The 25,963-nt window shown below is 52.8% G+C and carries 21 protein-coding genes; 9 read left to right on the top strand and 12 right to left on the bottom strand.

Annotated features, from left to right (window positions below; all coding sequences use genetic code 11):
- Positions 1-26 precede the first annotated feature (26 nt).
- The gene (locus PsW64_RS06660; RefSeq protein WP_063303143.1) at positions 27-662 is read right to left on the bottom strand and encodes a hypothetical protein; all 636 of its coding nucleotides are present in this window, start codon (positions 660-662) and stop codon (positions 27-29) included.
- Between the two features lie 154 nt (positions 663-816).
- Complete coding sequence (locus PsW64_RS06655) at positions 817-1,689, bottom strand: trypsin-like serine peptidase (protein ID WP_082831038.1); 873 nt, start codon at positions 1,687-1,689, stop codon at positions 817-819.
- Positions 1,690-1,963: 274 nt separating this feature from the next.
- Between PsW64_RS06655 and PsW64_RS06650 the strand changes: the two genes are divergently transcribed.
- From PsW64_RS06650 to PsW64_RS06635, 4 genes are read left to right on the top strand one after another with little or no spacing between them, the layout of a single operon-like run.
- Positions 1,964-2,383 (top strand): hypothetical protein, encoded by a 420-nt coding sequence (locus PsW64_RS06650; RefSeq protein ID WP_208980616.1) that lies wholly within the window; start codon positions 1,964-1,966, stop codon positions 2,381-2,383.
- 14 nt (positions 2,384-2,397) lie between these two features.
- Complete coding sequence (locus PsW64_RS06645) at positions 2,398-3,075, top strand: PspA/IM30 family protein (protein WP_063303142.1); 678 nt, start codon at positions 2,398-2,400, stop codon at positions 3,073-3,075.
- Positions 3,076-3,112: 37 nt separating this feature from the next.
- Entirely contained in the window at positions 3,113-3,814 is a 702-nt protein-coding gene (locus PsW64_RS06640) for an OB-fold-containig protein (protein WP_063303141.1), read from the top strand.
- 21 nt (positions 3,815-3,835) lie between these two features.
- Entirely contained in the window at positions 3,836-5,566 is a 1,731-nt protein-coding gene (locus PsW64_RS06635) for a flotillin family protein (protein ID WP_082596486.1), read from the top strand.
- A gap of 51 nt (positions 5,567-5,617) precedes the next feature.
- On the opposite strand, the gene PsW64_RS06630 is transcribed toward PsW64_RS06635, so the two are convergent.
- From PsW64_RS06630 to PsW64_RS06595, 8 genes are all read right to left on the bottom strand, one after another.
- On the bottom strand, positions 5,618-6,790 hold the full coding sequence (locus tag PsW64_RS06630; protein WP_082831037.1) for an acyl-CoA dehydrogenase family protein: 1,173 nt from the start codon (positions 6,788-6,790) through the stop codon (positions 5,618-5,620).
- Positions 6,791-6,842: 52 nt separating this feature from the next.
- A complete protein-coding gene (locus PsW64_RS06625) occupies positions 6,843-8,732 on the bottom strand; it encodes an acetyl/propionyl/methylcrotonyl-CoA carboxylase subunit alpha (RefSeq protein ID WP_063303140.1) in 1,890 nt (629 codons plus the stop codon).
- Positions 8,733-8,780: 48 nt separating this feature from the next.
- Positions 8,781-9,968, bottom strand: coding sequence for an acyl-CoA dehydrogenase family protein (locus PsW64_RS06620; RefSeq protein ID WP_063294077.1), 1,188 nt, complete (start codon positions 9,966-9,968; stop codon positions 8,781-8,783).
- 53 nt (positions 9,969-10,021) lie between these two features.
- Positions 10,022-11,632 carry an acyl-CoA carboxylase subunit beta gene (locus tag PsW64_RS06615; RefSeq protein WP_063303139.1) on the bottom strand — a complete coding sequence of 537 codons (1,611 nt, stop codon included), beginning with the start codon at positions 11,630-11,632 and terminating at the stop codon, positions 10,022-10,024.
- A complete protein-coding gene (locus PsW64_RS06610) occupies positions 11,620-12,528 on the bottom strand; it encodes an SDR family oxidoreductase (RefSeq protein ID WP_057461226.1) in 909 nt (302 codons plus the stop codon). Before PsW64_RS06610 ends, PsW64_RS06615 begins: the two co-directional genes overlap by 13 nt.
- 103 nt (positions 12,529-12,631) lie before the next feature.
- The gene (locus tag PsW64_RS06605; protein WP_063303138.1) at positions 12,632-14,317 is read right to left on the bottom strand and encodes an AMP-binding protein; all 1,686 of its coding nucleotides are present in this window, start codon (positions 14,315-14,317) and stop codon (positions 12,632-12,634) included.
- 184 nt (positions 14,318-14,501) lie between these two features.
- Entirely contained in the window at positions 14,502-15,308 is an 807-nt protein-coding gene (locus tag PsW64_RS06600; RefSeq protein WP_063303137.1) for an enoyl-CoA hydratase/isomerase family protein, read from the bottom strand.
- Positions 15,308-17,140: an acyclic terpene utilization AtuA family protein gene (locus PsW64_RS06595; RefSeq protein WP_063303136.1), complete on the bottom strand. Its 1,833-nt coding sequence runs from the start codon at positions 17,138-17,140 to the stop codon at positions 15,308-15,310. Before PsW64_RS06595 ends, PsW64_RS06600 begins: the two co-directional genes overlap by 1 nt.
- A gap of 101 nt (positions 17,141-17,241) precedes the next feature.
- Here PsW64_RS06595 and PsW64_RS06590 point away from each other — a divergent pair, with 101 nt between their 5' ends.
- On the top strand, positions 17,242-17,886 hold the full coding sequence (locus PsW64_RS06590; RefSeq protein WP_063303135.1) for a TetR/AcrR family transcriptional regulator: 645 nt from the start codon (positions 17,242-17,244) through the stop codon (positions 17,884-17,886).
- Positions 17,887-18,083: 197 nt separating this feature from the next.
- A complete protein-coding gene (locus PsW64_RS06585) occupies positions 18,084-20,423 on the top strand; it encodes a heavy metal translocating P-type ATPase (RefSeq protein ID WP_063303134.1) in 2,340 nt (779 codons plus the stop codon).
- Here the strand turns inward: PsW64_RS06585 and PsW64_RS06580 are convergent.
- Positions 20,420-21,112: a nitroreductase family protein gene (locus tag PsW64_RS06580; protein ID WP_057461220.1), complete on the bottom strand. Its 693-nt coding sequence runs from the start codon at positions 21,110-21,112 to the stop codon at positions 20,420-20,422. The two genes, PsW64_RS06585 and PsW64_RS06580, sit on opposite strands and share 4 nt — an antisense overlap.
- Positions 21,113-21,273: 161 nt before the next feature.
- Positions 21,274-21,666 (bottom strand): cupin domain-containing protein, encoded by a 393-nt coding sequence (locus PsW64_RS06575; RefSeq protein WP_063303133.1) that lies wholly within the window; start codon positions 21,664-21,666, stop codon positions 21,274-21,276.
- A 208-nt stretch (positions 21,667-21,874) separates the two neighbouring features.
- Between PsW64_RS06575 and PsW64_RS06570 the strand changes: the two genes are divergently transcribed.
- The 3 genes from PsW64_RS06570 to PsW64_RS06565 are packed head-to-tail and all read left to right on the top strand — an operon-like array spanning position 21,875 to position 25,394.
- A complete protein-coding gene (locus tag PsW64_RS06570) occupies positions 21,875-24,025 on the top strand; it encodes an FUSC family protein (protein ID WP_063303132.1) in 2,151 nt (716 codons plus the stop codon).
- A gap of 14 nt (positions 24,026-24,039) precedes the next feature.
- The gene (locus PsW64_RS27020) at positions 24,040-24,252 is read left to right on the top strand and encodes a DUF1656 domain-containing protein (RefSeq protein ID WP_082596670.1); all 213 of its coding nucleotides are present in this window, start codon (positions 24,040-24,042) and stop codon (positions 24,250-24,252) included.
- A complete protein-coding gene (locus PsW64_RS06565) occupies positions 24,249-25,394 on the top strand; it encodes an HlyD family secretion protein (RefSeq protein WP_063300157.1) in 1,146 nt (381 codons plus the stop codon). The genes PsW64_RS27020 and PsW64_RS06565 overlap by 4 nt, the downstream gene beginning before the upstream one ends.
- The last annotated feature ends 569 nt before the right edge of the window (positions 25,395-25,963 follow it).

Genomic DNA, 25,963 nt, shown 5'->3' with positions numbered 1-25,963 from the left:
GGGGAGGCTTTGGTCTCCCCTTTTGCTTATTGCACCAGCTTGTTGCGGACAACGCGCAGCTCATCAAACTGCATCACATCGTTTTCGGATGTCCAAAGATGCTTGCCTTCCCCTCTAAGGATGGTCCCAAGCTCAGGGCTGTAGGCATATTTGGTAACAATATCCTCACCCTCTGCGCTAACAGTTTCAAGCGTCACATCAAGCACATCATAGGCGCAACTGCCAACCTGCAAGCGGTCAGGCTCACCAACGGAAAACTTGTAGGGCACGTCTCTGCGTACAAGGTCTTCGTTCTCAAACACATCAATGGATGCTGCCCAGACCTTACCAACTTCCAGCGGAAAGAACTCAGCAAACGGTGTATCTGGCACGTAAGTCCGATTGATGTGAGCCCCTCGTTCATAGGAAAGGAACAAGCCCTTCTCATGAACATGTATCTGGTCACGCACCACCACATATCGCTCATTCAAATGCAGCTCTGTAACCTGTCCGTCCTCTTCAAGTCGAACAAACAAACGTACGGGAATACTGCTGTTTATGAGGACCATTCCGGTTTTCATCGTGTCTGCGGTTGGGCACACTTGTGCAACAGCCGCGCCACCAAAGAGTACGCTTCCCAGAAGTCCTAAAATTGTTTTGCTTATAACGCCGGAGCTTTGCATCGATCTATCATGTAGATTTATTCTTCTATTTATGGACGCTTATCTAGCAGCATTCTGAAAAAAGAGGATTGATATATACGTTATGCCCATTAGTCACTTTGAACTACGTATATCAACATAACACTTTGGTTAGTGCACTGATCTTACTGCTTAATTACAAACCAAGACGTTCAGTAATCCTCAATGCGTCGGTGTTGCGCTTTGACGCATGCAGCTTCAGGTAGGCTAAAATAGCGCTGATCCGGATACCGCGGTTCGCAATCCAGCGGTTTCTGTTGGATGGATGAGAAATACTGCGGTGGTGCAAAGCCACTGGTAACCATTGGTCATTCAGCACCGGCGCCCCCGAAGACCCCGGCAGGGTATCACTTGAGTAAGTTATGAAGTGATCATGAACGCTCAGGATTTGGCTGTTGCGAAGAGAAAGGCTCTTCAACCCACCATTGGGATGATGAATGATTGAAACAGACTCACCTTTCACCGCCTTGCCAGATTGAGGCAACAGCTTCAAAGAACCGAAGTCAGAGAGTGACCTGGCCTCTTTATTCCCCTCTTCAACAGAGACAAAACTGAAATCCAGATTGTTACTCGCGCTGGTAAAGAAGATCTCATCCGTAATCGAGAACTCTGCCGACCGCCCAAGCGAAAAATCCTCATCCATCTCATATTGAAAGATAGCCGAAGCCTGCGCTGCTGATTGCCGCGACCGGATCACATGATTATTGGTCAGAAGCAGGTTCGGCCCAACCATAAAGCCAGACCCTGCCCCTGCCGGAATACGTCCACCTCGATAAAGCTGAACCTTGCAGATAGACCGCGCAGCCGCGACCCCACGGCTGAGGTAGTTGATCGGGAAGATATCAGAAACACCCATGATCCGCTCAAAGGCAGTGTTATCCCCCTCCGGGATCAAACTCTTGCGCACATGCAGGCGTTCCGGTTCATCCCAAACAGCATCACCAAACTCGCCTGTCCCACGTTCACCTGCCAAGCTGCAATCACACCTATCCTCGCGCGAGTTCGCCATTTTGAAATCTCACCTTATCCAACATCATCCTTCCTGAAGAAGACCAATCCAGACAGCTGCTGTGAGACCTCAGAGTTCATTCACCAAAAAACCAACTAAACACTCGCATTTTTGGTCAGTGTCATTTTCTGCAAATCCAAAAAACTTTAGCTTACCCTCTTGAACAATCATAAATTGCAATTACATTAGAACTACATTTGTAATGCAAAGGTGCTACATGCCATCAAGATCCATTTCGCTAAGCGTGCGATTAACGCAAGAGGAATCGGAGCGCTTGGCCCGGTTGAACTTTCCGGAAGCCAAAACGCCAAGTGACAAAATCCGGGCACTCATAGCCGCGCCGGAAAGCAGCTTCGCATCACTAGGCGATGGTACGCACACATTTGCAGCGCGGAAACTGGTAAAACCAGCAAGCGACATGCTCGACCAGAGTGATCGCCAGTCAGACGTTCTGCGGTTACTGACTGATCGCCTTCCGCTTCTTTTAGGGGAGCTGGCTGGCAAAGCTGGCGAAACAGATCTGAAGGACGCAGAAGCCGCAGTTACAGAAGATTTTTTTGAGCTCATTGAGCTGGTGCTTCAGGCCGGATTGAGACGGAATCCACGCCTGCAAAATCCGGAACTCTTCAAAGAGCTTGTCGATGATATGCGCAGCTCCACCGAACTTTTGCGCAACCGTTTAAACTCGAAGTAATACTGGAGGACTCAATGTCTGAATCTCTTTTATCTCGCGTCGGTCGTCTGGTCTCCGGAACTGCCAACTCTATTGTTGATGCCGTCGAAAGCACTGCACCTGACATGGTGATGAAACAAGCTATTCGTGAACTCGACAACGCTGTTGAAGACGTCCGCGACGCTCTTGGCAAAGCAGCCGTCAAAAAGCACGTAGCAAGCCAGCGGCTCGCAGAGACCAACAAGTCACACGAAGAACTCTCCGAGAAAACCGCCATTGCCCTGCGCGCTGGCGAGAAGGATCTGGCCCGCGCGGCTGTTGCCCGTCAGATGGATCTGGAAGCGCAAATTCCAGTCCTGGAAAAGACAATTGCCGACGCTGGTGATGAAGAACAGGAGCTCAACAACTCCATCCTCGCTCTTCAGGGCCGCAAGCGCGAAATGTCAGACCAACTGGACGCTTACATTGCGCAAAAAAATGCTGCAACATCACAAAGCGCAACAGCAGATGGAGGCAGCGATCACAAGCTCAATACAGCCGTTGACAATGCCAACTCTGCATTTGATCGCGCAATGAAAGCGGCTACAGGAGTACCGGGTGTCGTAAACTCAGGAAGTATGGGTGACGATGCAAAGCTCGCAAAGCTGGATCAGATGACCCGCGACCACCGCGTAGAAGAGCGCCTTGCTGCGCTGGAAGCTGAACTGGAATAACAGCAACCGGCAATCATAGTGTTCATTGGGGGATGAATTGGCACAACTACTTTTTTCAAGCGAGACCTATCTCTTCACGCTCGCCATTTTCGTCATGCTCGCTCTGGCGCTGCTCGAAGTTGTCGGCATGGTATTCGGGCTATCTCTTTCCGGTCTGGTCGATGATGTATTGCCGGATCTGGATATCGATGCTGATGTCGATATGGATGCAGACGTCTCGGTAGACGCGGTTGGCCTTGGCCCCGTCGACGGGTTCCTGGCATGGCTGGCCGTGGGCAAGGTCCCGTTCATCGTCTTGCTGATCATCCTGCTTACCAGCTTCGGCATCATAGGTGTGCTGATACAGTACACCGCTGCATCTGTCATAGGCTCATCAATCCCCTTCTGGATGGCGCTCATCCCGACAGTGATTGTCAGCTTCTGGTTCACCGCCACAACTGGCCATGCCATTGGCCGCATCATGCCCAAGGAAGAGACAGACGCACGCTCACGAAACAATTTGGTGGGCGAAGTTGCAGTCCTGACACTTGGCAATGCGACCATGGCTTTGCAGGCAGAAGCCCGCGTTACGGATAATTTTGGCACACGACATTACGTGCAGGTCATTCCAGACCAGCCAGACATCACTTTAAAACAGGGAGACGAAGTCTTGCTTGTCGGCTTAAAAGGCTCCCTTTTCACAGCAATTGCGAACCCACACAAAAATTTATCACCTCGCCCAGACACGCTTGCAGATTAATCTCTCAATTTGAGGCCCAATATGTTTACAGAAAATCAAAACTCCGCCTTGGAGTCAGCCACTGGACTGACTGAGATGCTCGTCCTGGCAGCCGTTGTCCTTATTGCCCTTCTCGCAATCGGCATTGTCTTTTCCCGCCTCTACACCCGCTCTTCAAAAGAGGTTGCGTTTGTACGGACTGGTTTTGGCGGTCAGAAAGTCATCATGAACGGCGGCGCAATTGTCTTGCCAGTGCTGCACGATATCATTCAGGTGAATATGAACACATTGCGCCTTGAAGTGCGCAGAGCCGATGAAGCAGCACTGATCACCCGAGACCGCATGCGCGTCGACGTGGTGGCCGAGTTCTACCTGCGTGCTCAGCCAACCATCGAATCCATTGCCAATGCCGCACAAACCCTCGGCACTCGTACCATGCGTCCGGAAGACCTGAAGCACCTCATTGAAGGTAAGTTCGTTGATGCTCTGCGCGCCGTGGCTGCTGAAATGGCAATGGAAGAACTGCACGAGCAACGCGTCTCCTTTGTGCAGAAGGTACAGGCAGCCGTCTCCGAAGATCTGCTGAAAAACGGCCTTGAGCTGGAATCAGTCTCCCTGACCGGCCTTGACCAGACTCGCATGGAATACTTCAATCCGAACAACGCGTTTGATGCAGAAGGTCTGACCAAGCTCACGCAAGAGATTGAAGAGCGTCGCAGAAAGCGCAACGACATTGAGCAGGATACAGAAGTCCTGATACGCCGCAAAAACCTCGAAGCTGAGCAACAAAAGCTCGAAATCGCTCGTGAGGAAGAATACGCTTCACTGGAACAGCAGCGTGATCTGGAAATTCGTAAAGCCAAGCAACAAGCATTGATTGCCACGGAACAGGCAGAACGTCGCCGTGATGCAGAGCAGGCAGATATCACCTCGAAGCTGGAAATCCGCCAGTCAGCAATCGCATCCGAGCGCCAGGTCAAAGAGCAGGAAATTCTCAAGGACCGCGCACTGGAAGAAACGCGCATTGAAAAAGAGAAGGTTCTTGAGCTGACCCAACAGGACCGCTCAATTGCAGTCTCCGAGAAGTCCAAAGCGCTTTCAACTGCCGATGCTGCAGCAAACGAAGCCCGCGCTATTGCGATCAAGGCAGAAGAACAGGTCATCACAGCACGTGAGATCGAAGTAGCCGAACGTCACAAGCAGGTCGATCTGGTTCAGGCAGCTCAGGATGCAGAACGCTCCGCAATCGCCGTTACAGTTGGTGCGGAAGCAGAAAAGCAAGCTGCGGAAGACCATGCAGAAGCTGTTCGTCTGAAAGCCGGCGGTGATGCGGATCAGATCCGTATTGCAGCAAACGCGGAAGCAGATGCTGTCACGACCCGTGCAGAAGCAGACAAGCTGCGCCTCGCGGTAGAAGCAGAAGGTCAGCGTATCCTAAACGAGGCATCCAACCTCCTATCACCTGAGCAGATCAATATGCAGGTCAAACTGGCTTTGATCGAAGCTCTGCCACAGGTCATCAGCGAGAGCGTGAAGCCAATGGAGAACATCGACGAGATCAAAATCCTTCAGGTCGATGGTCTGGGTGGTGCAGCACCAGCAGCCAACGGAACACCAGCAGAAGGGTCTGCCGGTCTATCCGATCAGTTGGTCAACTCAGCCCTGAGATACCGCTCTCAGGCCCCACTGGTCGACAGTCTCCTCGGAGAACTGGGCATCTCCGGCGTAACGCCAAATGAGATGGCACAGTCAGTCTCCAAAGAAACCGTATAAACCACAAAAGCCCCGCTCAAAAGCGGGGCTTTTTCATTCAAAACAAAACGCTTAAATACCCATCTGCCGACTGGCCAGATCCTTCATGATCTCTGAAGAACCGCCACCAATCGTCATCACCTTGGTCTCACGGTAAATGCGCTCAACCTTGGTTCCGCGCATGTAACCTGCACCACCAAGCACCTGAAGGCACTCATTAGCCACATATTCCAGCGTACTAGTAGCAAGGTTCTTCGCCATGCAGATCTCGGTGATCGGGCTTTCTCCCAGCTGCAACCGCTGCGCCAGCTCTTCCAGCACAGCCCGAACTCCCTGCATCTTCATCGCCATATCAACAAATTTGTGTCGAATAACCTGACGATAAATGAGCGGCTTGCCGAACGTCTCGCGCTGCTTCGCCCAGTCAAGCGCCTCTTCAAAAACACCCAGCATGTGCCCATAACAGGCAGAAGCAAGGAACAGGCGCTCGTTGTTGAAATTCATCATGATGCCCATGAACCCGGCATTTTCGCCGCCGATCAGGTTTTCGACAGGCACCTTCACATTGTCAAAATGCAGCGTAGCAGTGTCAGAGGCCCACCATCCCATCTTGTGCAACGGCGTCTGAGTAAAGCCCTCCATACCCTTTTCAGCCAGCATCAGCGAAATGCCGCCCATGCCCGTATCACCTGTCCGCACAGCAACCGTATAGTAGTCTGCACGCATACCGGAAGTGATGAAGGTCTTCTCACCATTCAAAACGTAATGACCATTCTCACGGCGGGCAACGGTCTTCAGGTTCTGCACATCTGATCCACCACCCGGCTCGGTGATCGCAAGCGCCGAAATCTTCTCGCCTGCTAAAACTGACGGAATCACCCGTGCCTTCAACTCATCAGACCCAAGGTGCGCAATTGGAGGTGTGCCAATGGTGTGGCTCATCAAGCCCGCATTGATGCCTCCACTCCCCGCACGTCCAAGCTCAACAGCAGAAAGATAAGACAACGGATAATCGATACCCGTCCCGCCATACTCCTCAGGAAACATGATGCCGAGCAACCCAACATCCGCCGCCTTTTTGTAAAGCTCACGAGGAAACTCGTTGGCTTCATCCCACTGGGCGACGTAAGGAGTAATCTCCTTGGCAATGAAACGGGAAAGCACATCACGAAAAGCCTCATGCTCTTCGTTGAACATGGTGGACTTGCGCTTCAATCCGAAGTCAGGAAGACTCAAACTCATCATATTCTCCTCCGCAAAACCTGCGGGTCATTCACAAAATCACTGGCAGAAAATCTCAGGCGGTCTCTTCTTCCAGACGAACCAGTACATCGCGGCTATTCACCTGCGCGCCTTCCTGCGTCCCAAGTTCAGCAACAACACCATCACGCGGTGCCGTCAGCTCGTGCTGCATCTTCATTGCTTCCAGAACCAGCAGCACATCTCCTTTGAAGACTTGCGCACCCTGCTCTGTCTTCAAAGCAACAACAGCTCCCGGCATCGGTGCAATAATCGAGCTGGATGCAGCCGAATTGTCTTCTTTCTTGGAGCTGAAACTCTGCTCTTCGAAGAACTGCGTCTGCCCTTCCAACGAGATCCAAAGCCCCCCTTCAGGCGCTTCACTCACAAAGGCAGAGCGACGAACGCCGTCCGCTTCAAAAACAATGCTGCCGCGATCTTCACCTGTAAGAACCCGCAGGTCCTCCCGCGCAGAGACTTCCTCACCATCCAGTTTGATCCTCACGGGCAGAGGTGTCGCGGTCGTCCAGCGGCTTTGGCCTTTGCTGCGAGCAAACAAACACACGGCAAGATCCCGCATAAGCTCTCGCGTTGCATCTGCAGCAACAGAGCCAAGTTCACGATCATTAAGGAACGCCGTCGTTGCTTTGCCAGCTGCAAACACATCATCCTGCAACACACTCTTCAGGAAGGAGCCATTGTGAACCAGACCTTGCAGAACCAACTCATCCAGCCCGCGCAACAGCTTACGCCGTGCTTCATCCCGATCACTGCCATGCGCAATCAACTTGGCAATCATTGGATCGTAGTAGGATGAAATCTCGCTGCCCTGCTCAATGGCACTATCCACGCGCACGGAAAGATCATTGCCATTCCACGCCAGCACAGTACCCGTCTGCGGCAGAAAACCAGCGTCCGCATCTTCTGCATAGAGACGCAACTCCATGGCGTGGCCAGTAAAGGAAATATCCTCTTGGCTCAGCGGTAAAGGCTTTCCGGCAGCAACATCCAGCTGCCAGGCAACCAGATCCTGCCCGGTAATTTCCTCCGTCACCGGATGCTCCACCTGCAGGCGGGTATTCATCTCCATGAAGTAGAAACTGCCATCTTCAGCCAACAAAAACTCAACGGTCCCTGCCCCGCGATAGCCAATGGCCCGCGCCGCATCAACAGCAGCCTGCCCCATTGCCGTGCGGATTTCCGGCGTAACCGACGGCCCCGGCGCTTCCTCAATCACCTTCTGGTGGCGACGCTGCACAGAACAGTCCCGCTCACCCAGATGCACCACATTGCCATGATTATCAGCAAACACCTGAATCTCGACGTGACGTGGATTGATCACCGCCTTCTCAAGAATAAGCTCGCCATTGCCAAAAGCATTTTCAGCTTCTGAAGCCGCAGCCGCCAGCTTGTCTTCAAGCCCACTCAGGTCTTCAACCAAACGCAAACCGCGCCCGCCGCCACCAGCTGACGCCTTGATCATCAACGGCACGCCAATACGCGCCGCTTCTCCAGCCAATGTCTCCGTAGACTGATCCGCACCAGAATATCCCGGCACACACGGCACGCCTGCCTCAATCATCCGCAGTTTGGAAAGCCGCTTGGAGCCCATCAACTCAATCGCTTCCGCAGGCGGACCAATGAAGACCAATCCAGCATCCGCACAAGCGCACGCAAACTCCGCGTTTTCTGCCAGAAACCCATATCCCGGATGCACAGCCTGTGCGCCGGTTTTACGGGCAGCTTCCAATATAGCTTCAATATTCAGGTAGGAGTCTGCTGGTGTTGCCCCGCCAATACACGCTGCAATATCAGCGTCTTCAACATGAGGAGTCGTTGCATCAGCCTCGGAATAAACAGCAATACTCCGATAGCCCTTTTGCCGCGCAGTGCGGAACACTCGGCGGGCAATCTCCCCCCGATTGGCGACCAGGACGCTATCAAACATCGAAAATTCCCTTCACAGTGCCAAAATGGTCAGGCTTGAGTAAGCAGCTTATTCAGCCGCTTCCTTCTGCATTGCACGGTTCTTCTTTGGGTTTGGCAAAGTGCCATCCAGCTTGGAGATGATGGAAAGCATCACTTCATCTGCACCGCCACCAATGGACGTCAGGCGACTATCCCGCAGGAACTGGCTCACAGGGCTGTCCCACATGTAACCCATGCCACCCCAGAACTGCAGACAGGAGTCCGCAAGCTCACGAGACAAACGGCCAGCCTTCAGCTTCGCCATGGAAGCAAGGCGTGTCACGTTCTCACCACGCACCATGGATTCAACGCACTTTTCAGAAAGCGCACGCAACAGCTCCACTTCAGTGCGCAATTCACCAAGGCGGAAGTGCACCACCTGAAAATCCAGAATACTCTGGTTGAAGGCTGAACGCTCACGGCAATAATCTTCCGTCAGCTGAATGATGCGGTCCATGCCATCAACAAGCGATAAGGCACACCACAGGCGCTCCTCCTGGAACTGCAGCATCTGGTACATGAAGCCAGCACCCTCAGTTCCGATCAGGTTGCGCTGAGGAACACGCACGTCATCAAAGAAGATCTGCGCCGTATCAGAAGAGCGCTGACCCAGCTTGTTCAGGCGATCCGACTTGGTGATGCCAGCACTGTCCATCGGCACAACAATCAGCGATTTGTTCTGGTGCTTATGTCCCTCACTGGTGTTCACCAGCATGCACATATAGTCCGCCTGCGTGGAGTTGGTGATCCACATCTTGGAGCCATTGATGATATAATCATCACCATCTTTCACCGCATTACTCTTGATGTTCGCCACATCAGACCCGGCGTGGGCTTCAGAAACGCCAACACAAGCCACCATGTCACCAGCAATCGCAGGGGTCAGAAACTCCTTGCGCAGCTCATCAGATCCAAAGCGGGAGAGCGCCGGGGTCGCCATGTCGGTTTGCACGCCAATTGCCATGGGCACACCGCCACAGGCACACGCACCCAGCGCTTCAATGGTCATGGCTTGATAGGAGTAATCAAGGCCCATCCCGCCATACTCTTCTGGCTTGTTGACACCAAGAAAACCGAGATCACCCATTTTCTTGAAAAGCTCATGAGCTGGAAAGATTCCAGCCTCTTCCCATTCCGGCACATGCGGGTTGATTTCGGCCTCGACGAACTTGACCACCGCACTTTTCATTTTTCGATGTTCTTCAGTATATTCCATCGTGAAACCCTCATGTTGAACTGGACTCAAAGAGTCGAATGGCGCTGCTCTGCCTAGCCGCGCGCGACCCCGAATGCTGTTGGATTAAGCTGACGTTTCCTGGCATCTGCACAAACAGATAGGGCCAATGAGACAACGCGGCGCGTGTCTCTTGGATCAATGATCCCATCATCCCAAAGTCGCGCCGTCGCAAACAGCGCTGTGGTCTCTGGTGACATCTGGTCAACGATCTTCTGCGCCATCTGGTCAGTCATGCCATCTGGAATCTCTTGTCCCATCTTCGCAAACTTCTCTTCAGTGATGATCTTCATCACCGTCGCCGCTTGCTCAGGTCCCATCACACCAACTTTGGCGGACGGCCAAGAGAAGATGAAATCAGGGTCAAACCCACGGCCACACATGCCGTAGTTACCTGCACCCCAGGCACCACCAACCACAATGGTCACTTTAGGAACTGTGGCATTGGCAACCGCCTGGATCATCTTGGACCCATGCTTAACGATCCCACCTGTCTCCGCATCCCGGCCCACCAGATAGCCAGTGGTGTTCATCAGGAAAAGCAGCGGTGTATTGCTCTGGCAGCAAAGCTGAATAAACTGAGCCGCCTTCACCGCACCTTGCGGATCAATCGGGCCGTTATTGCCCAAAATGCCAACAGCCTGCCCATCAATGCGGGCATGACCACAAACCGTGGCTCCGCCAAATTCCTTCTTGAAATCAAGGAAGTCAGAGCCGTCCGTGATGCGAGCAATAATCTCGTGCACATCATACGGTTTCTTGGCATCCTCAGGCACGATGCCCAGCAGATCCGTAGCATCATAAAACGGCTGTTTGCCGCCTTCCGCCTCGACCGGCGCATCCCAAGGCAGATGGTCAACAATCTCACGGGCAGTCTCGACGCCGTGCGCATCATCCTCTGCCATGTATTCCGCTGTGCCAGCTGTGTTGTAATGCAGCTCCGCACCACCCAGCTCTTCATCTGTCGCAATCTCACCCGTTGCCGCTTTCAGCAGCGGTGGACCGGCCAGAAAGATCTTCGACTTGCCGCGCACCACAACAGTGTAGTCCGACAGCCCCGGCATATACGCACCGCCAGCCGTCGAGGACCCATGCACCACCGTCACCTGCGGAATGCCTGCCGCAGACATACGCGCCTGATTGGCAAACGCCCGACCGCCCTCAACAAACAGTTCAGACTGGTACATGAGGTTCGCACCAGCACTTTCCGTCAGCGCAACAATCGGCAGTTTCTGTTTCTTGGCGATTTCCTGCAGGCGAAGCGTCTTCTTCAGGCCCATCGGTGAGATAGAGCCACCTTTGATCGCAGAGTCCGTCGCCACCACAAGACAGCGTTTGCCAGCAACATAACCGATACCGGCAATCGAGCCGCCACCAGCAACATTCTTCTTGCCGTCATCGTCATGCATCTTCAGGCCAGCCAGCGTGGAGATTTCCATAAACGGAGATCCACGATCCAGCAGCAAGCTCACACGATCCCGCGGCAACAACTGACCACGCTTTTCAAACTTCCCGCGCTTGCTCTCGGAGTTCTCCCGAACCTTTGCCTCATACCCACGGAACTCCTCAATGAGAGCTTCCATGAAGGCCTTGTTCTGAGCAAACGTAGCGCTGCCGCTATCGACTGAGGAGGTTAACTTGGGCATTTGTCTTTCTCCCAAGCTTTAAGGGCCCTAGGCTTCTCGTAGCGATGAAACCCTTGGTATTCCTTCATATTTGCATTGTCGCCAACCGGCATCAGGTTGGTCCAGAGCGGTGCCCCGCCATCCACGCCAATACACTGTCCAGTCATGAACGCAGCTCCCGGAGAAAGCAGGAAGTTCACCAGAGAGGCAACCTCAGCTTCCGTGCCCAGACGACGCGCAAGATTGTTGTCCGCCATCCGCGCAAACATGGTTTTGATGAAATTTTCGTCGTAGGTGTCAAAGCCGGAAGATGCGATCCAACCCGGCGCAACCGCATTCACCCGCACACCTGCTTCGGCCCACTCAACGGCCAGCGTCATGGTCAGGTTCTGCATACCAGCCCGTGCCACACCAGAGTGTGCCATACCCGGCATACCGCGCCACATGTCTGCAACGATGTTGACAATGGCACCACCTTTGCTCTTGCGCATACCCTGGTTGTAAACCTCACGCGCCATCAAAAAGCCGCCAGTGACGTTGGTCTCGACAACCGCGTCAAAGCCCTTCTTCTTGATAGAGGCCGCAGGGCTTGGATACTGCCCACCCGCATTGTTCACGAGGCCATGGATCACACCACGCTCAGCGACAATCTTGGCGACGGTTTCACCAACAGCGTCTTCATTGCGAATGTCCAGCGAGTGCGTAGAAACCTCGCCGCCATCCTCGCGAATTTCATCAGCCACCGCATCAAGCTTTGCCTGCTTGCGGCCAAGGAGAACGGTATGGGCGCCCAACGCTGCAAGTTCGTGGGCGATACAGCGACCAATGCCACTGCCTCCCCCAGTCACAATCATTGTTTGTCCATCAAACAACCCATCTCGCAGGACTGATGCGTAACGGGACGGTTCATTGCTCATTCCAAATTCTCCCTGCCACTCACGCGGCTTATTCAAACAGAGGCCCTCGCCTCAAAATTCCCGGTTTGGGGTGACCGCGTCACCCCAAACCATTGTCAGTCTTTCAGGCCGGCGCACCAGCCGCAGCACCGCATTCATCTTCCCAAACCACCGGACGATCAGGCATACCTTGCACCACCTCTTGATAGCGATCTTCAAGGCGTGTTCTTTTGATCTTCATGGTCGGGGTGAGATAACCATTCTCAATGGTCCACATGTCGTTTGCGACAATGATGGAGCTCAGTTTCAAATGGCTTTCAACGGCACTGTTGATGCTGTGATAGGTCTCTTCAAGGCTGGTACGCACCTCTTCGCGCGACAGACCATGGGTCATCTCGCTGGAGAGGAACACCACCGCCGCAGGCTGTGCCAAATCGGAGCCCATCACACAGGCTTGCTCAACATACGTGTTGTCAAACAGCATGGCCTCAATCGGCACCGGTGCAATGTACTTGCCCTTGGAAGATTTGAAGATTTCCTTCACACGGCCCGTAATACGCAAGAACCCATCTGCATCCTGCTCAACCTTGTCACCAGTATGGAACCAGCCATCTTCAATGGTCTCAGCAGTCAGCTCAGGATCCTTGTAGTATCCCTTGGTAACAGCGTCCCCACGAATGAGAAGTTCACCTTCATCGGTGATCTTGATCTCAAGCCCCGCAAGCGGCGTACCGATTGTGCCAACCTTATCCGCACGGAATGGGAAGTGAGAGGACGCAAGACCTGCAGTCTCGGTCATGCCCCATCCCTCAGTAATGTTGATGCCCAGCTTCTGGTACCATTCCAGAACAGCCTTGGAGATTGGTGCTGAACCACTCCCGATAAGCTTTGCATTGGTCAGGCCAAGCTGTCCGCGGATTTTCCGCTTCACATACCAGCTCAGGATCGGAATGCTCAAAAGCCTGTCCAGCTTCTTCTGCGGGACCTTGGCAAGGATACTGGACTGGAATTTCATCCAGAGACGCGGAACAGAAATGAACATGGTCACTTCAGCTGCCCGCAAGTCCTCTGCAAAAGTGTCCAAAGACTCCACAAAGCTCACGACCACACCTGCATAAAGGCTCACATGCTCAATAAGAGCACGCTCGGTGATGTGCGCCAGCGGAAGATAGGAGATCAGGCGTTCTTCACGGCCCAGTTCCAAAGACTGGGTTGGAGACCATGCGCCATAGGCAATATTGCGCCAGGTGACTTCCACCCCCTTCGGGTTCCCGGTGGAGCCAGAGGTGTAAACAATGGAAAACAACTCATCCAGCTCTGGCTTGGCCAGCTTATCTTCTGGCAACGGATCATTCGTTTTGACCAGCTGCGTCCAGCTGTGTTCACAATCTATCGTGTTATAGGGAAGCGCGATTTTGACCACGCTCTCAGGAATACCCTGCTCGCTCGGCGCAAAGTCATCCAGCTTGCCCATAAACAGCGCTTTGATATCTGCATGATTGATGATGTAGCTGATCGTATCCGCTGAGGCAGTGTAATAAATTGGTGTTGAGATATAACCAGCGGCCTGAATTGCAAAGTCAGCCAAAAACCATTCAGCGCAGTTCTTAGAGAGAATACCAATCCGGTCTCCCGGCTGGAAACCCATTGACTGGAGCGCAGCAGCCACACGCCGGACGGTGTCGTAACACTCCTTCCAGGTGAATTCTATGAACTGCCGGTTCACGGGTTGTCGCAGATAAACCGAGTTTGGTTTATCTGTGGCCCATTTTTGCAGCATTTCAATTGGCAGTGCGTACTGTGTACCCATGTTCCCTCCTCTGATGTGTTGGTTCAGCCTCCCCGCTGGTTCCAACACTATCGTTATTGCGCGATAGACTTCGGCATTATAGTCAGCTCATACGAATATGAGCATACCCTGCATTTCTTCTTCCTTCACCGCATTCGAACATCTGTTATCGGGTAAACGCATACCCCAGAATTTAAGGGGTCACCTAAGGAGCCCAGGAAGGTTTGCGTTTTTGTAAAAACGACTTCACACCTTCCTGTCCCTCTTCCCCAACGATAGCTCTTGCAAAATGAGCAGCCGCGCTCTGGCGCAACTCTTCCTGTTCAAGGAAAAGCGTCTCCTCAACCACCCGTTTGGTGGCCGCAACAGCGTCTGGCGCACAAGCCAGAACTTGCTGTTTCAGGTCCGCTTCTGCTGTCTCAAGCGCTGCCTGATCTGCAACAGCTTCGTCGACCAGACCGATATCAAAGGCCTCGACACCGGTCAGTTTGCTCCCCAACACGAGCATTTTCTTGGCTTTCTGGTAGCCCAGTCGTTTGGTCACGTACTGAGCAATCTGAGCAGGCGGCAAGCCAATCCGCGTCTCAGTAAATGCAAATTTGGCATCTTGCGTTGCGACCACAAAGTCGCAGGCACTGGCCATACCAAGCCCCCCTGCCATGGCGGCCCCCTCCACCAAAGCAATGGTCACTTGCGGCTGATTGGCGATCATTCCAAAAAACGCTGCAGCTTCCAGACTGATCTTTTGCGCAATCGCCTCGGCCTCATCACCACCAGCCATGATCTGCTGGAAGGACTTCAGATCACCACCAGCACAGAACACACCGCCAGCACCAGTGAACGTGATGCCACGCACGCTGCGATCATCCTGCACATCCCGCAGAACCCTGGAGATTTCAGCAATCACCTCGCCTGTCAGCGGATTGCGCTTCTCGGGCTGGTTCAAAGTGATGGTCATCCAACCATCTTTTTGAGCCACAAGAACGGCAGAAGTTGTTGAAGCATCACTCATCACATCACCTCCTGCGCAATGGACTGCGGAACCGGAACACTCTGTGTCAGCAAGATCTGGCTGTACGCCTTTGCTTGCGGGTCCAGTCTCAGGCTGGCAATGCCGCCGCCGCCAAGCACATCATCAATCAGGAAATTAAGCGCATGACAGCCCGGTAGATAGAAACGAGCCACCTTGCCCGGATTGAAATGCGCAAAGGTCTGCGCAACAACCTCTTCACTCAGGGCAGCCGCAATCCACGGCAACCACTCCGCCTTCCGCGCAATCACGCCAATGTTCGCTTTATCGCCTTTGTCACCACTACGCGCATAAGCCAGCTTGATCAGCGGAACCTCAATCAGCGCATCATCAAACGCAGCTACTTGCGGAACCTCGGCACTCTCAGCTGCCGCTGCCGCACCTGTCGCAATCACAGGCTCAAACGGAACAGGCGCTCCTTCCAGAGAAACCTGAGGCGAAACCGCCGACTGCTCAACAAGGAACGAAAACAACCGCACAACCGGCGACGGCTTAGGTCGCCCACCGTTAAACGTCGTCATCCCCGGAGCAACAGACAGCCCCAATCCGGTCAGCTCACGCAAAAGCAAACCAGCAGCACGCTGGTCCACATGCCGCGCCGCAATCTTCAGGACAACTTCTTCATAGGTGCCCCGGCTCACAGAAGCTGCACCAACCTGAGATCCTGCCCCCACGATCTCAACGGAAACCTCTTGATAGCCGGGCGCACCAAGCTTTTTCATCACTGTCTCGGCACGGCCAAGAGCAAGGTCCGCAAACGCCTGCGCCTTCTCGCCCGCATCAAAGCCCACGTAAGGGATCATCAACCCAATACGGAACCCATCCGCCCAGGTTGCTGAAACCTTCAGACTCTCAGGCGCTGAACGCCCTTTCGCACCAGAAACATGCACACAATCAGCTGCTTTCGCCTCAACCGTCACCTGCGAAAAATCACAGGTCACATCAGGCAGCAAATAAGCTTGCGGATCACCAATCTCATAGACCAGCTGCTCGGCAACCGTACCAACACTCACAAGCCCACCACTGCCTTCCGGCTTGCTCAAATCACAGCTTCCATCTTCATAAACTGTCGCAATTGGATAACCGATCTTCTTCACATCCGGCACATCCCGCCAGTCCGTAAAGTTGCCGCCAGTAACCTGCGTCCCGCACTCCAGCAGATGCCCGACAAGGCTCCCTGCGGAAAGGCGGTCATAATCCGCCCAGTCCCAGCCAAAGGCATGTGCGCATGCAGCAAGGGTCAACGCACTGTCCGCACATCGGCCTGTAATGACGATATCGGCACCAGCATCCAGAGCAGCAACAACAGGCTGTGCACCTAGATAGGCATTGATGGAGGCAACCTTCTCTGATTTGGGAAAGGCCTCATGAGAGAACATCTCTGTCACACCAGCGGCCTGATATGCTCCAGCCTCCGCCAGCAGATCATCACCAGTGACAACAGCAACCTTCAGATCCAGCTTCTGCGCTGCAATCATTTCGCGGATCTTGGCAGCGCAACTCTCCGGATTAACGCCACCAGCATTGCTGAGAATTTTCGTCTTGGATTCGGCAATCACCTTCAGATTCAAGCCAAGCACCTGCTCGACAAAGTCCGTCGCATATCCAAGATCAGGAGACTTCTGACGCGCCCTTGCCATAATGGAAAGAGTGATCTCTGCCAGATAGTCGTAAACAATGTAATCGAGCCCTCCAGCGCGCAACAATTGCCCGGTTGACGCGTTAGAGTCACCCCAAAAGCCGCAAGCCCCCCCAATGCGAATTGGCTGCTTACGTTTACTAGAGCTTTGATTTTCCGTGGTTTTCATGGTCATTTTAACGGAAACCTCTTTTACATACCAAACGTACGGTATATACTAGTTCCCAATACGTCAAGTGTTTCAGAGAAAACCCCTTCCTAAGGCTAAGGTTGATCATGGTAAGCAAGTTAGACAAGAAGAAGCAGCGCGGTGAAAACACACGCAAAGCCCTCATTAAGTCGACCATCGATTGCCTCGACCGGCTCGGCTATGCAGAAACCTCAATCAACCGCGTGCTGGAAGGTGTTGATGTCAGTCGCGGTGCCTTGATGCACCACTTCCCCTCCAAGGAAGATCTGGTGATTGGAACGGTCGACTTCCTGCTCTCAAGAATTCTGCGCCACTACCAACAGGAAAGCCCAAACTCTTTCCCCTTCGCGCAGGTAACGCATTCCGATAACGGGACACTCGCCGACGCGCTCGTAACCTATTGGAAAAACATCATCGACACACCAGAGGGGCGCGCTTTCTCTGAAATCATCATGGCAACCCGCACAGACAAAGCCTTGTCCCTGCGCATCTCTCCCAAACTGGAAGATTGGAATGAGCAGCTCAACCAGTTTTTCCTACCACCGGGGCTGGATGAAGAGGCAATAGAAGATGTAACCCTGTCTCTCCTCATCTGGCGCTCTTTTATCCGCGGCATGATTTTCCAGCAGGAGTTCCACAGAGACCCGGATTACATCGAAAAAATCATCCGTAAATTCGCCATGATAATGGAACCGCATCTGAGGCTGGTGCAGACGCAAAGCGGCGCCTAGTAAATGGAAGCCAGCCGCTCTCCATGGCTGCCAGACCAATGCTCAGGTTAACTTGATCCAAATACCGCCATTTCCATTAAGCTCAGCCTAGTGATAGTGCTAAGTCCCACGGGGCTTTAATCCTTTAAGGCACTGCAAAGGCATATGATCTGCGCTGGTGAAACGCGCGCGCGCTGGATCAGGGAGCCTTTTGACCAATGGACGAGGCATCAAACACACCACAACCCAATGCCACCTCCCCCACGGAGCAGGATCCAGTCTGCGGCATGCCGGTGACAATCACTGACGACACCCGCTCAGCGGACTTTGCAGGAAAGACCTACCACTTTTGCTCCGATAAATGCTTCAATAAATTCGACGCAGATCCCTACTTCTACGCCTCTGGCAACAGCAAAAAGCAGCAGGATACTCAGGCGCAGGATGTCGATTACACCTGCCCCATGCACCCGGAGATAATCAAAAAAGGCCCTGGCGAATGCCCCATCTGCGGCATGGCTTTGGAGCCAATGACAGTCACCAGCAATGACGAACCCAGCCACGAACTGGTCGACTTCACCAGACGCTTCTGGCTCAGCGCCATCCTCTCAGTTCCCCTGCTCGCCATCACCATGGGCCCCTTCATCGGCCTCCCGTTCCGCGAATGGATCGGAGAACCCACAGCCATCTACGTTGAATTTGTCCTCGCAACACCTGTTGTTCTGTGGGCAGGCACTCCCTTATTTGAGCGCGGCGTCAAATCCATCACCACATGGAACCTCAACATGTGGACGCTCATCACTCTGGGCGTCGGTGCCGCCTACCTTTATTCTCTGGTGGCAACCTTCCTGCCCGGCCTGTTCCCCCCAAGCATCCGCGCGGCCACAGGCCATCCGCCGGTCTATTACGAAGCCTCGGCTGTCATCCTTGCTCTGATCTTCATGGGACAAGTGCTGGAAATGCGAGCCCGTGAGCGCACAGGTGATGCCATTCGCGCCCTGCTTGACCTTGCCCCCAAAACCGCCCGCCGCGTGCTGGAAGACGGCACAGAATATGACGCCCCCCTCGAGAACATCATGACGGGCGACAAGCTCCGTGTCCGCCCTGGAGAGGCAGTCCCTGTCGACTCTCGCGTCGTCGATGGTCAATCCTACCTAGATGAAAGCATGATCACCGGTGAGCCCATCGCCCTTGAGAAAAACGTCGGAGACACGGTCACAGGTGGAACACTCAACAAAAACGGAACGCTGATCATTGAGGCAACAAACGTCGGCGCAGACACCATGCTCTCCAAGATCGTCACCATGGTCTCCTCTGCCCAACGCTCACGCGCGCCCATTCAGGGCATGGCAGATAAAGTCTCGTCTTACTTCGTCCCAACCGTGGTCAGCATCTCCATTCTCTCATTCTTCATCTGGCTGCTCATCGGCCCGGCACCATCCCTGTCTTACGCCGTCATCGTCGCCGTATCAGTGCTCATCATCGCCTGCCCGTGCGCCCTCGGCCTTGCCACGCCCATGTCCATCATGACTGCCAGTGGCCGAGGTGCACAGGCAGGCGTGCTCATCAAAGATGCCACCGCACTGGAGCTCATGTCCAAGGTCGATACGCTCATTGTCGACAAGACAGGAACCATCACAGAAGGCAAACCGACCGTCACCTCAATCCAGTCTTTCTCTGAGGGTTACACCGAGGACCAACTCCTCCACATCGCGGCCTCCATCGAAAAAGGCTCCGAGCACCCGCTGGCAGAAGCAATCGTCCATGCTGCCTCAGCCAGAAAAATGTCGCTGTCCAACTCCGATGATTTTGAGGCCCACACCGGAAAAGGCGTCAGTGCGAAAGTAGAGGGCAAGCGCTACGCCATCGGCAACCCAGTCATCTTCAACCTCACCGATAAGATCTCTGAAGACATGAAGCAAAAGCACCAAGCTTTGAGCGCTGCAGGCAACACCAGCATCTATATGTCAAATGAGCAAGAAATCATCGGCTTGATCGCCATCTCCGACCCGATCAAAGAAAACGCAGCCGAGGCCATCAGGCAACTGCATGAGGCTGGCATCAAAGTCGTCATGGCAACCGGAGACAATGCCTTAACAGCCAAAGCCGTCGCCAACTCTGTCGGTATTGACGAGTTCAAGGCAGAAGCCTTGCCAGAAGACAAGAAGACACTGGTCGACCAGCTCCATGCATCCGGAGCAATGGTTGCCATGGCAGGCGACGGCGTCAACGACGCACCCGCTCTTGCTTCTGCCGATGTAGGGCTGGCAATGGGAACAGGCGCAGACGTCGCCGTCGAAAGCGCGGGCATCACATTGCTGAATGGCGATCTCACCGGCATTGTGCGTGCCCGCAAGCTCGCCATCGGGTCGTTGCGCAACATCCGCCAGAACCTGTTTCTGGCGTTCGTCTACAACTCCGCAGGCGTTCCCATCGCAGCAGGCATTCTCTACCCCTTCACCGGAGCGCTGCTCTCACCCATGATCGCAGCGCTGGCCATGAGCCTGTCATCCTTCTGCGTGGTGATGAACTCCCTGCGTCTGAAAAACCTGAAGCTCTAATCCGCTACAGTCAGGATTTCAGAAAGAGGCTTCTTCAGCTTCGCCACGGCAGGCACCTTAGCATCTTCAGCCGGGTGACCAACCGCAATAATCATGATTGGCTTTTCGGAGTCAGGGCGATCCAGCATGCCATTCAAAAATTTCATCGGGTTGGGCGTGTGGGTTAGCGAAACCAGCCCTGCATGGTGCAGCGCCGTCAGCAGAAAACCACAAGCAATGCCGGTGCTTTCAGGCACGTAGTAGTTCTTGTAGCGCGTCCCGTCTTCAAACTGCCCCCAACGCTGTGCAAACACAACAATCAGCCACGGCGCGTCTTCCAAGTGGGGTTTGTCGTCATTAGTACCAATTGGCTCAAGCGCTTTGATCCACTCGTCGCCCGCACCGCCGTCATAAAACCGGCGCTCTTCTTCCTCCGCGCCATCCCGAATACGCTTCTTAAACTCAGGTTGAGAGATCGCCACAAAATGCCAGGGCTGATGGTTCGCACCAGAAGGAGCCGTACCAGCCGTGCGAATGCACTCTTCAATAACCTCTCGGGCAACAGGACGATTAGAAAAATCCCGAACCGTATGGCGACGCTTCATCTTGTCATAAAAGCCTTTCACAGCTTCAAGCATCTGCTCATCGCTCAGGTCCAGACGATCCGGCAAATCCACTGGCTCATAGGTAATGTGTTCTTTGGCAAACATCCTGTTCCCCCGCTTTTCAGGTATTCTTTTGCTTTCCCTCACAAGCCAAACCGACGACAGCGTCCTACAGCCCATGTAAGGTCTTCGCAAAACTAACGGAAGAATACGGCTAAATCTATTGAACTTGCCTCCAGAAAGCTGAACCGACCTCTAAACCCCCATCACAACGACCTATCCGGAACCCAACGGCGAGACACCTCCGTGCTACTCTCATAACTGGCCTCAAAGATTGGCGCAGCCAACGTCGCCCGCACATGCAGCGCTCCCTCACCCACATTACAAAAACCATGCAAACGCCCGGCAGGGATCAGGACACTCTGATTACCTGTCGCAACATACCGCTCATCCCCGCAAGTGACCTCCGCAGTCCCATCAATCACCTCCAAAAGCTCCTCCACCGCATGCAGGTGCAACGGAGCCCCACTTCCGGGCTCACACCACTGATCAAAAATACAAAGCTGATGCGCACCATTCACAGCAGAGACCCTCATCCGCGTCACCACCCCACCCCGCCACTCTTCCAGTCCCTGCGCATTATGATCAATAAGAGCCATCACAGACCTCCATCTTCCAAACCTGCTCTGACAAGAAACGTAATCACCAAAAGCAAACATCTTCGAAATCGGGTTCAAGTCACCGTCCGTGTCTTGATAAAACAACGCAACGAATTGAAAGAAAAACTAAAACCTATCTCACACGTCTTCAACCTATCTTGGCTGAAGTGCTTTTCAGGCATGACTGGAAACGTCAGCGAGTGAGGATATGTTTCTCAGCGACAGAGCAAAGGATTCAATTAAGGTTGGGTTAGCAATGGTGATCGCCTACGCTATTGCGCTCTACATGGATTGGGATCGCCCATATTGGGCTGGGCTGGCCGTTGCATTTATCTCGCTGGAAACATCAGGACAATCCTTCAACAAAGGCGCGCAGCGCATTGCCGGGACACTCCTTGCAGCGGTCGCAGCACTCCTGATCCTCTCCCTTTATCCGCAACAACGCTGGATGTTTATGGTTGTCTTATCCAGCTTTGTTTTAGTTTGCACCTATATGAAGAGCACAACACGAAACGCCTATTTTTGGAACGTGGCAGCTTTCGTAACAATTATTGTGGTTGTGGATTCATCAACAAGCAATGAGCCTGCCTTCTATACCGCAATGCTGCGGATTGAGGAGACTGCTTTAGGCGTGATCACCTACAGTGTAGTCTCAGCTGTCCTTTGGCCTAAGACATCAGCAAAAGCGCTTTACAGCACAGCCAGCCACCTGAGCCACGCTGCCCTTGGGATTTTTCAAGAAACATTGGACAACGGGTTCTCACGCGCTCCCCAACAGTACCTGAAGCAACAAGGCGACTTCTCATCATTACAGGCCAGATTTGAGGAACTTTCCAATATTGCCCAACTCGAAAACTATGAGATCTGGGAGGTTCACGATTTATGGAAAGATGCCGCGAAACTGTGGGTTGATTACGAACGGGCAATAGAAGCGTGCCGGCAAAACATAGGTGACGTTCAAACAATTGAGCTTGAAAAACACCTGCCTTGGCGCACGCAATACATCAATGAAGTAGAGCAGCGCTTAACGGCTATCACCAAGATGCCTTCGGGAGAGCATTCGGACTACACCAGCCCACAACGCGAACTTCATATCAATAAAACCAATACTGCAGGTCTCAAGCAACTCGAAAAAGCAGCCCTGTCACTTTACGTCAATCAACTCACAAACATCGAACATATTACATATCAGCTATATGAGATAAACGCCGTCATATTTGGCTTGCGCCAACGTACTGACACCACCTTTAAAGTCGCGCCTACGCCTAAAAAGTACATCATAAATATAGGCGCTTTGAAGGGGGCTTTTCGCGCCTTCCTGTGTATTTGGGTCGCTTATATCGCCTATATCTATTCCCCAAATCTTCCAACTGGCCCCGTACTTTTGATCTTAGTAGGCGTGTATAGCATCTCCCTATCAACCGACCCGTATATCAGGCCTCTCAGGTTGTTGAAGATTGGCGTTTCATCAAACATATTCGCAGCCTGCATCTACCTTTTGATAATGCCGCATTTGCATAGTTTCTGGTCTCTTGGGGCTGTCATTTTCATATCAGTATTTTCCATCTCCTATTTCTTTCATTCACCTGAGGCAACTTTGGGAAGAATGTTTGGCCTGGCGAATTTCGTAATGACAACAGGCATAAGCAACACCCAGACATACAGCTTCAATTATGCAGTCGATCAATTGCTCGTTTTCATCATAGTCGTGGCAATTTTTGCGTGTGTGTCCACATTCACATTTAACCTGCGCCCAGAGGTTCAATATCTCAACCTGCTACGCCGCTTCTTTAAAGGTGCGAGCTATCTTTTGTCAGATCAGAAAAACAAACACACGACAAAGGATTCCGCCTGGCAACGCTACCTCAGACGACACTACATAAACGAGATCGAAAGCATCCCTCATATCATTCGAGGCTGGATACCGGAGATCTCTCAAGACATTGAGAAAAGTGAACTGATCAAGATCACCGTTGTTCTTGAGGCACTTTCCATTCGCCTGTCAGTCCTGATGGATGAGTTCAAAACTGCTGAAAACAGCCAACTTTATGAGACGCTAAAGCATGACATTCATGGCTGGAGCACTCAGCTGATGACTGACTTCACAAAACTGGTGGAAGAGCCCTCATGTGAAACGTTAGAAGCGACTTTAAAACTACGCGAAACAAGACTCCCGGAAATAGAAGATAAAATCTCAAAAGCAGAGCAAGAACAGAGTAAATATGATGGAGAGTTAGGGGAAAGATTAAATATCTATCGCATTCTTGGAGGTATTCGCAGTGTTTATCAGGCATTAGAAGACTATGAAGAGCAATCTCAAAAAGTCGATTGGCCTTATCTGAAAGAAGTTCGTTTCTAAAGGAGTATGCGTCAATGAATGGATATCCTGGTGAATGGGCCATTGGGGCCGTTTACTTCCCCCCATTTCTGATCGCGTCTTTCTTAGGTTTGCTTCTCAGCTGGATCACATCACGTTTGTTAAACAGATACCGGCTTTCCAGATTCCTCCTCTATCCACCCGGCGTCTTCCTGGCTTTGGCCGTCATCTACACCGCAGTAATTGGAAGTTGGGTCATTCCGATATGAGAGCATTGAAACCCATACATAAAGCAATGATAACGGGCACGATCGTTGGCGTCGCAGTTCTCGCCTTCGCTTATAAATATTATGCCTACTTGCAAAATCCATGGACACGCGATGGTCAGGTCAGAGCGAACGTTATCCAAATCGCAACCCGCGTTTCCGGCCCAATCGTAGACCTTCCAATCAAAGACAATCAAAGCGTCCAAGCAGGGCAACTGCTTTTCCGCATCGATCCAAGAACATTTGAAGCAACCTTTGCTGAGAAGAAAGCGGATCTTGATCAAACGATCGATCAACTCAACGCGCTTGGAAAAGAACGCGAAGCCTCAGAAGCAAACGTTGCCCAGTATCGCTCGAACGTGGAGCAAGCCAGTTCAGAACTTCGCTCCTCCATCGCCACCCTGAAAAACATCAAGGGAAATCTGGACCGGAACGCCAAGCTGCTCAAAGACGGTTATGTCACGCAGCGCACATATGATCAGATTGAAAAGAGCTATATCGTCGCCCTCTCAGACACCGAAAAAGCCCAGTCAGGTCTCGCTCAAGCAGAAGCAGCTCTTGTAGAAGCTCAAGCCTCCCTTGCCAAGGTCATTGCAACACTTGGCGCAACAGGCGATGAAAACGCACAACTCCGCTCTGCAAAAGCAGCGTTACGCATGGCTGAGTTAGACCTTGGCTTCTCTCGTGTATCTGCACCTGTATCCGGCTACGTCACCAACCTTAACCTACGCCTGGGCAGTCAAACCGTTGAAAATGAGCCAGCCCTTGCCCTCGTAGATATTACCAGCTTCTGGATCGACGCCTACTTTCCAGAAACAAAAATCAGCAGGATCAACATCGGCGATAAAGTCATCATGACCCTGATGGCCTATCCTGATCAGGTGGTTCACGGAGAGGTCGAAAGCATCGGCTGGGGCATTTCTCAATCCGATGGCAGCACAGGCTCCGATCTGCTCCCTAACATCAACCCGACCTTCGAGTGGATACGCCTCGCCCAACGCATCCCGGTCCGCGTCAAAATCGCAGACATCCCCAAAGACATCCTCCTCCGCGTCGGCACCACCGTATCCGTCCTGGTCCTAACCAACACCGCCGCCGACAAATCCACCCCAGATGAACCCCCAGCACCGCTGTTGTTTCAGTAAAGCAAGTTACTCCCCCTCTATCCCCCTGTTCATTTCAAAGAGATCTTTGAGGCTCATTGGGACACGAGGGGATATCTTTTCTCTCACCCCTTACAGCAATTAAAGCCTGTGTGACTCCTATGCATACTTTCTTCGCAACCAGTGCAAAGTCCCTTAGGTCAAGGTATGCTCAATTTCACCACTTCACCGACTTAGCAGCACAATCTCAGTACAAATAACGCTAACAAACGCACATAAGAACGCAACGCACTTCCGACTGCGATCCAGTCCAAAAACACTATCTATAGCAACAGCTGCGAGCGCCACTACTTATTCGCTATTGAGGTCAAAGCCGCCCCTCTCGCGGCACTCCCCTTCTCTTTGGGATACACGGAGGGTAGTGCTTGTCTCATCACAGCATTTGTAGGCAATCCGTTTCAATTCCTTGAAGTCGTTGCTTTGGTTTCACTGAGGCCAACTGGTAGGCGTATATTCAGGGATAAGGGAGTGCTTCGGTTCTGGCGGTTTGGAGCTTTGCTCGCTGTGTTTTCAGCACGTTCATTCAGGACAGCCTAATTCCAAAACGCAAA

The sequence above is a fragment of the Pseudovibrio sp. W64 genome (assembly GCF_001623145.1).
Classification (GTDB): domain Bacteria; phylum Pseudomonadota; class Alphaproteobacteria; order Rhizobiales; family Stappiaceae; genus Pseudovibrio.
Note: the sequence above shows the minus strand (reverse complement) of the source record. Positions and strands in the feature narration are given on the sequence as shown.

Excerpts from the sequence above, each read along its gene's own strand:
- PsW64_RS06660 (WP_063303143.1), bottom strand. The coding sequence starts at position 662 with ATGCAAAGCTCCGGCGTTATAAGCAAAACAATTTTAGGACTTCTGGGA.
- PsW64_RS06655 (WP_082831038.1), bottom strand. The coding sequence starts at position 1,689 with ATGGCGAACTCGCGCGAGGATAGGTGTGATTGCAGCTTGGCAGGTGAA.
- PsW64_RS06645 (WP_063303142.1), top strand. The coding sequence starts at position 2,398 with ATGTCTGAATCTCTTTTATCTCGCGTCGGTCGTCTGGTCTCCGGAACT.
- PsW64_RS06635 (WP_082596486.1), top strand. The coding sequence starts at position 3,836 with ATGTTTACAGAAAATCAAAACTCCGCCTTGGAGTCAGCCACTGGACTG.
- PsW64_RS06630 (WP_082831037.1), bottom strand. The coding sequence starts at position 6,790 with ATGATGAGTTTGAGTCTTCCTGACTTCGGATTGAAGCGCAAGTCCACC.
- PsW64_RS06625 (WP_063303140.1), bottom strand. The coding sequence starts at position 8,732 with ATGTTTGATAGCGTCCTGGTCGCCAATCGGGGGGAGATTGCCCGCCGA.
- PsW64_RS06620 (WP_063294077.1), bottom strand. The coding sequence starts at position 9,968 with ATGGAATATACTGAAGAACATCGAAAAATGAAAAGTGCGGTGGTCAAG.
- PsW64_RS06615 (WP_063303139.1), bottom strand. The coding sequence starts at position 11,632 with ATGCCCAAGTTAACCTCCTCAGTCGATAGCGGCAGCGCTACGTTTGCT.
- PsW64_RS06610 (WP_057461226.1), bottom strand. The coding sequence starts at position 12,528 with ATGAGCAATGAACCGTCCCGTTACGCATCAGTCCTGCGAGATGGGTTG.
- PsW64_RS06605 (WP_063303138.1), bottom strand. The coding sequence starts at position 14,317 with ATGGGTACACAGTACGCACTGCCAATTGAAATGCTGCAAAAATGGGCC.
- PsW64_RS06600 (WP_063303137.1), bottom strand. The coding sequence starts at position 15,308 with ATGAGTGATGCTTCAACAACTTCTGCCGTTCTTGTGGCTCAAAAAGAT.
- PsW64_RS06595 (WP_063303136.1), bottom strand. The coding sequence starts at position 17,140 with ATGACCATGAAAACCACGGAAAATCAAAGCTCTAGTAAACGTAAGCAG.
- PsW64_RS06590 (WP_063303135.1), top strand. The coding sequence starts at position 17,242 with ATGGTAAGCAAGTTAGACAAGAAGAAGCAGCGCGGTGAAAACACACGC.
- PsW64_RS06585 (WP_063303134.1), top strand. The coding sequence starts at position 18,084 with ATGGACGAGGCATCAAACACACCACAACCCAATGCCACCTCCCCCACG.
- PsW64_RS06580 (WP_057461220.1), bottom strand. The coding sequence starts at position 21,112 with ATGTTTGCCAAAGAACACATTACCTATGAGCCAGTGGATTTGCCGGAT.
- PsW64_RS06575 (WP_063303133.1), bottom strand. The coding sequence starts at position 21,666 with ATGGCTCTTATTGATCATAATGCGCAGGGACTGGAAGAGTGGCGGGGT.
- PsW64_RS06570 (WP_063303132.1), top strand. The coding sequence starts at position 21,875 with ATGTTTCTCAGCGACAGAGCAAAGGATTCAATTAAGGTTGGGTTAGCA.
- PsW64_RS27020 (WP_082596670.1), top strand. The coding sequence starts at position 24,040 with ATGAATGGATATCCTGGTGAATGGGCCATTGGGGCCGTTTACTTCCCC.
- PsW64_RS06565 (WP_063300157.1), top strand. The coding sequence starts at position 24,249 with ATGAGAGCATTGAAACCCATACATAAAGCAATGATAACGGGCACGATC.